Annotated in this window: 5 protein-coding genes; all 5 read left to right on the top strand. The window is 40.7% G+C overall.

The window, feature by feature from the left end:
* Positions 1–965: 965 nt before the first annotated feature.
* Genes ccoN through OK025_RS26705 form a run of 5 tightly spaced genes read left to right on the top strand, consistent with a single transcriptional unit; the run spans position 966 to position 6,061 of the window.
* The gene (gene ccoN / locus OK025_RS26725) at positions 966–3,104 is read left to right on the top strand and encodes a cytochrome-c oxidase, cbb3-type subunit I (RefSeq protein WP_317667785.1); all 2,139 of its coding nucleotides are present in this window, start codon (positions 966–968) and stop codon (positions 3,102–3,104) included.
* Positions 3,085–3,306, top strand: coding sequence for a hypothetical protein (locus OK025_RS26720; RefSeq protein ID WP_312461322.1), 222 nt, complete (start codon positions 3,085–3,087; stop codon positions 3,304–3,306). Before ccoN ends, OK025_RS26720 begins: the two co-directional genes overlap by 20 nt.
* A 3-nt stretch (positions 3,307–3,309) precedes the next feature.
* On the top strand, positions 3,310–4,224 hold the full coding sequence (locus OK025_RS26715) for a cbb3-type cytochrome c oxidase N-terminal domain-containing protein (protein ID WP_317667784.1): 915 nt from the start codon (positions 3,310–3,312) through the stop codon (positions 4,222–4,224).
* 15 nt (positions 4,225–4,239) lie between these two features.
* On the top strand, positions 4,240–5,628 hold the full coding sequence (ccoG, locus tag OK025_RS26710) for a cytochrome c oxidase accessory protein CcoG (protein WP_317667783.1): 1,389 nt from the start codon (positions 4,240–4,242) through the stop codon (positions 5,626–5,628).
* Positions 5,629–5,638: 10 nt separating this feature from the next.
* Complete coding sequence (locus OK025_RS26705; protein ID WP_317667782.1) at positions 5,639–6,061, top strand: FixH family protein; 423 nt, start codon at positions 5,639–5,641, stop codon at positions 6,059–6,061.
* Position 6,062 lies beyond the last annotated feature (1 nt).

Genomic DNA, 6,062 nt, shown 5'->3' with positions numbered 1-6,062 from the left:
AAGTACTTCCGTATTTCCATATTTCCATGTACAGGCTATTGCCTATCCTCCGCCTATCGGTTATCGCAGCACAGGACCGTCGGTGAGCCCGGTCCATCGGTAGCTGTTCCGAAACCGCCGCTATCCTGCAGCTTTCACTGTGCTCCGGTGATATGGAGCATCCTCGTAGCCAAGGGGAATTGTAATCCAGTGGACAGCACTCATACAACCTTCACTGATCGTATCAAATCCTATTACTATTTACCTGTATCCTATAGCTGCATATCAATTGGTCTTGCAGTAGCTATTTATAATACTGTATATGCTATCCGACTGTTGGGAAGCATGCAGGTAATGGTACACAGTCATAGCAGGTAGTCATGCGGTCATGCAGCCATCACTGTGCTGCTGTGCTATGCTGTACTGTCGTAGCCAAGGGGCATTGCAAAACTCAGGCTGAGCTCATATTCTTTTAATAAGGGGCTTTTCTACAGTGGTTAACTAAATTATGCTATAACAGTACACAGAAGCCAGTTCAAGCTAATCCCACTACCGATTCTTTTCAAAGCGTCTTTAGCTCACTTGCTATAGGCGAATAGTGCAATGAGTCTGCAGATTAAGGTTTGCTATTCTGATGAGGTTTGATGCACTATAGCTACAATTCACTTCGTGCCAATAGTCCCGATGTTTTCGGGATAAATTCGTGTATATGTAACAGTGATTCTAACCCATATTGCCATTAAAACAAGGTATTAAACCGTAAGAAATGTGACTACGGTCACTTTTGATGTCTGATCTAATTGTAAAAAGTATCTTTCAAGATCTCTATTTTCCCTAAGTCATTTACAACCAATGGTCGAAATTGCGAACTAAACCTTGTAATCGGGTAATAAAAAAGTGACGCACATCACTTTTGTACGCATTGTCCATCATTAGATTGTCATAAATTGCTGCTTATTTTTGAATCAGAATCAACAATTTAAGTAATGCAGTTAGAGCAATTTAATTACGACAACAAGATTGTCAGGAATTTCGGAATCGCTACCATTATTTGGGGGATAGTTGGTATGACCATAGGATTGCTTGTGGCGACGCAGCTTGTTTGGCCCCAGATGAACTTTGGATTGCAATTTACAACATTTGGCCGTGTACGTCCTGTGCACACCAATGCGGTGATTTTTGCTTTCGTAGGGAATGGTATTTTTATGGGAGTTTATTACTCCTTACAGCGGGTGCTTAAAGCAAGAATGTTCAGTGATGCTTTGAGCAAGCTCCATTTTTGGGGTTGGCAATTAATTATTGTTGCCTCGGCCATTACACTACCACTCGGTCTTACTTCAAGCCATGAATATGCCGAAATGGAATGGCCTATTGATATCGCAATTACCCTCATTTGGGTCGTATTCGGAGTCAATATGTTCGGTACTATTATCAAACGACGCGAACGTCACATGTATGTCGCTGTTTGGTTCTATATTGCCACATTTGTTACAGTAGCCGTATTGCATATTGTTAACTCCATCCAATTACCTGTAGCTGGCTGGAAAAGCTATTATGTCTATAAAGGCGTACAGGATGCGCTGGTACAATGGTGGTATGGTCACAATGCAGTTGCTTTTTTCTTGACAACTCCTTATTTGGGAATGATGTATTATTTCCTTCCTAAGATGGCCAACCGTCCAGTTTACTCTTACAAGTTAAGTATTCTTCACTTTTGGTCTTTAATCTTTATTTATATCTGGGCAGGTCCTCACCATTTGCTCTATACGGCGCTACCGGGTTGGGTACAGTCTTTAGGGGTTGTATTCTCCATTATGTTGATTGCTCCGAGTTGGGGCGGTATGATCAATGGCTTGTTGACCTTACGGGGTGCTTGGGATAAGGTACGGACAGAGCCTATGTTAAAATTCATGGTCGTGGCCCTTACTTGTTATGGTATGGCGACTTTCGAAGGCCCTATGCTATCTTTAAAGCAGGTGAATGCAATTGCTCACTTTACCGACTGGATCGTAGCACACGTACACGTAGGTGCATTGGGATGGAACGGCTTTATGACATTCGGTATTCTGTACTGGTTGATACCACGTATTTATAAAACGGAGTTATATTCTAAAAAGTTGGCATCAACGCACTTTTGGATAGGTACCTTAGGTATTTTGTTCTATGCGATCCCGATGTATTGGGCAGCTGTAGTACAAGGCTTGATGTGGAAAGAATTTACACCGGAAGGAGTCTTGAAATATCCAAACTTCCTTGCGACAACATTGGAAATTTTGCCAATGCACATGATGCGTGCACTAGGTGGCGCACTTTATCTATCGGGCGTGTTCCTGATGACGTTCAACTTGATCAAAACTATGCAAAAAGGGAAGCTTTTGGCCAATGAGCCTGCAGAAGCTCCTGCATTATTGCCGGTTCAAGTAAACGAACAGTCTCAACACCGCCGCCTTGAACGTAAGCCAATTTTATTTATGGTACTCGCTCTTATTGCCATCCTCATCGGGGGTATGGTGGAGATGGTGCCGACTTTTACAATTTCTAAAAACGTTCCAACGATTGCGAGTGTAAAACCTTATACAGCATTGGAACTGCAGGGAAGGGATCTCTACGTGAGAGAAGGTTGTGTAAACTGTCACACACAAACTATTCGTCCATTTAGATCCGAAACCGCCCGTTACGGAGAGTATAGCAAGGCGGGAGAGTTTGTTTACGATACACCCTTTTTATGGGGTTCGAAGCGGACGGGACCGGATCTGCATCGCATTGGTGGAAAATACCCCAATAAATGGCACTTTGATCACCTGTTGGATCCGACGATTACCTCGCCAGGAAGTATTATGCCAACATATCCTTGGTTGATCGATCAGAAGCTGGATAATTCTATTCTGCAAGATAAAATGAAAGCATTACGGAAATTGGGAATTCCCTATACCGATGCGGAAATTGAACATGCTGAGCAGGATCTCACCAAACAGGCACAAAAAATTGCTGATGATCTAAAACAAAATCAAGTGAATGTGTTAGCTGACCGTGAGATTGTAGCTGTAATTGCATACTTACAGCGATTAGGAACAGATATAAAAGCAGCTCCAAAAGTAGCTGATAATGTTAACGCAAATCAATAAAGCCATGTTTAAGCAAATAACAAATCTAAACGGCAGTGAGCTTTATCTAATTGCATCACTTTGGATCTTCTTGGTGTTCTTCATTTCAGTAGCAATAATGTTGTTTCGAATGAAAAAAGACTATGTTACTTATATGAAGGAATTGCCTTTAGAAGAAGATGAAACAGAAAAGGAACTGAATCATTCACCTGAAAGTCTATAATATATGAGTTTATTATTGGATACTGCACCAGCTACCGCAGAAGTTGTTCAATCTACGATAGGATTCGGTACAGATAATTTATACACAGATATCTTAATTGTTGTATTGATCGTTGTGATGCTGGCTCTTCTCGCTTCGGCATTGATGGTCAATCGCGCGATGAAATCCATCATTAAGATTACCATGCCTGAATTGGCCAAGGAGGAAAAACTCAAAAAGGCGGCGAATAAGGGCTGGATGAAAAGGTCGTGGAACAAGATCATGGGGATCAGACCGATTTCAGAAGAAAAGGATATTGTCATAGACCATGAGTATGATGGTATCCGCGAATTGGATAATCCGATTCCGATCTGGTTTAATTTCCTTTTTTATGGAACGATTTTTTTCGGCCTTGTTTACTTATTTGTTTATCAGGTGTCGGGTATCGGAATGAACCAGGACCAGGAGTATGAACATGAGATGGTCGTTGCCGAGAAAGAGCGTCAGGCTTATCTTACTGCTTCTGCGAGTAATGTAGACGAAAGTAGCGTGGAGTTTCAGCCGGAAATGGCAGCTGATGGAAAAGCGATCTTTACCGCAAACTGTGTCGCTTGTCACGGGGTTAGTGGCGAGGGAGGCATCGGACCTAACTTGACCGATAAGTTTTGGCTTCATGGTGGCGAGATTAAAGATATCTTCAAAACCATTAAGTATGGTGTTCCTGATAAAGGAATGGTGCCATGGGAACAAACTTTAAGTCCTGCACAAATCGCACAGGTTGCCAGTTATATTATTACCTTAAGGGATACACACCCTGCTAATCCAAAAGCTCCGCAAGGTGAAGAGATAACCTATGGCGGTGGCCAGGCTGCAAGCGGAGAGAAGGCGGCGGATGAGAGCAAAGCAGAACAGGCTGAAACAGAAAAAAAAGCAGAGTAATAAATTGAAATAGCAATGAGTACAGTAGTCGTGAATAATGCCAATAACGGTGGATCTAAGTCAAAAAAAAGACAATGGATTTATGCCAAAAAACCGCAGGGAGAGCTTTACAAAAAGAGACAGTGGGTTGGGTATTCACTACTGCTGTTCTTGTTTGTAGTTCCTTTTATCAAAATAAATGGTGAACCGTTTCTCATGTTCAACATTATTGAGCGGAAGTTTTCCATCTTAGGAAATCTGTTCTATCCACAGGATCTCTACATATTCGTATTCGGCATGTTAATCGTGATGGTATGTGTTGTTTTGTTTACTGTTGTCTTTGGACGGGTATGGTGCGGATGGACTTGCCCCCAGACCATTTTTTTGGAATTAATATTTAGACGAATTGAATATTGGATCGAAGGTGATTGGCAACAACAAAAGAAATTGGATGCTGGACCCAATACGGATCAAAAACAATTGAAAAAGTTTTTGAAACATGGTATATTCCTGATCATATCATTTTTCATTTCAAATATCTTTTTGTCTTATATCATCGGTGTTGATGCACTGATGAAGATCGTCACTGATCCATTGGACCAACATATCGGTGGATTGATCTCAATAATCATCTTTACATTGGTTTTCTATGGCGTATTTGCGTACGTCAGGGAGATTGTATGTATTGCAATTTGCCCTTATGGCAGATTGCAGGGCGTACTCCTCGATGACCAAAGTATCACTGTTGCATATGATCATAGACGTGGAGAGCCAAGAGGAAAACAGCAAAAGGATGCAACTACGACGCAGGGAGATTGTGTAGACTGCAAACTCTGTGTACATGTATGCCCCACAGGAATTGATATTCGAAATGGTCTGCAATTGGAATGTGTAAGCTGTACGGCCTGTATAGATGCCTGTGATGCTGTCATGGACAAAATTGGAAAGCCTAAAAAGTTAATTGGCTTTTATCCAATGGGTGAGATTGAAGGAACACTGAAGAAAAAAAGCAATACGAGGGCAATTGCCTATTCTATCGTGTTGGTTGCATTAATGTCGGTCTTTAGTTTTCTGTTGTTCAATCGTTCTCCGGTGGATGGAAGATTGCTTCGGGCAAAAGGTAGCACCTACCAACTTCGCGATGATAAGACAATAAGCAACCTGTATTCTTTGGAATTGATTAATAAGTCTGGTAAAGAAATGCCTTTTAAATTGGTCTGTGATGATCCGCGTTTAAAGATTCAACTGGTCAATCCTATTCAAAAATTGAGTAAAGATGGACATGCGACACTGAGTTTTTTTCTAATTATCGCGAATAAGGATGTTGAGACCTATAAAAGTAATGTAAAATTAGCTATCTATTCGGGAGATAAGAAAGTGGAAAGTTTAAAAACCACTTTTATAGCACCTCTGGGTATGAATTAAAATGAAAACAATGAATTGGGGTACAAAGATTTTTTTAACCTTGGCGGTATTTATGTTGTGTATAGTCGGAGCAGGAATATACATGGTGAGTCACGATTCGGATAGTCTGGAAGAAGATGACTATTACGAGCAGGGACTGAATTATGATCAAGCTTACGAAAAAAAGCAAAATGTATTGATTATGAAGGAATCACCAACAATAGAAATCAGGCAAGATACCTTGTATATTCATTTTGTTTCCAAAGAAAATAAAGGGAAACTGCTGTTTCGAAAACCTTCGGATAATCGATTGGATAAAGAATTACCATTTCAGACAACCAGTAATTTATATACACTGCCCATTTCCACGTTCGATAAAGGAATGTGGAATTTGTATATTGACTGGAAGAGTGTAGGTAAAGATTTTTTATTTGAAGAGCATATTTTATTCTAGT

Source organism: Sphingobacterium sp. UGAL515B_05, assembly GCF_033097525.1.
In the GTDB taxonomy this organism is placed as follows: domain Bacteria; phylum Bacteroidota; class Bacteroidia; order Sphingobacteriales; family Sphingobacteriaceae; genus Sphingobacterium.
Note: the sequence above shows the minus strand (reverse complement) of the source record. Positions and strands in the feature narration are given on the sequence as shown.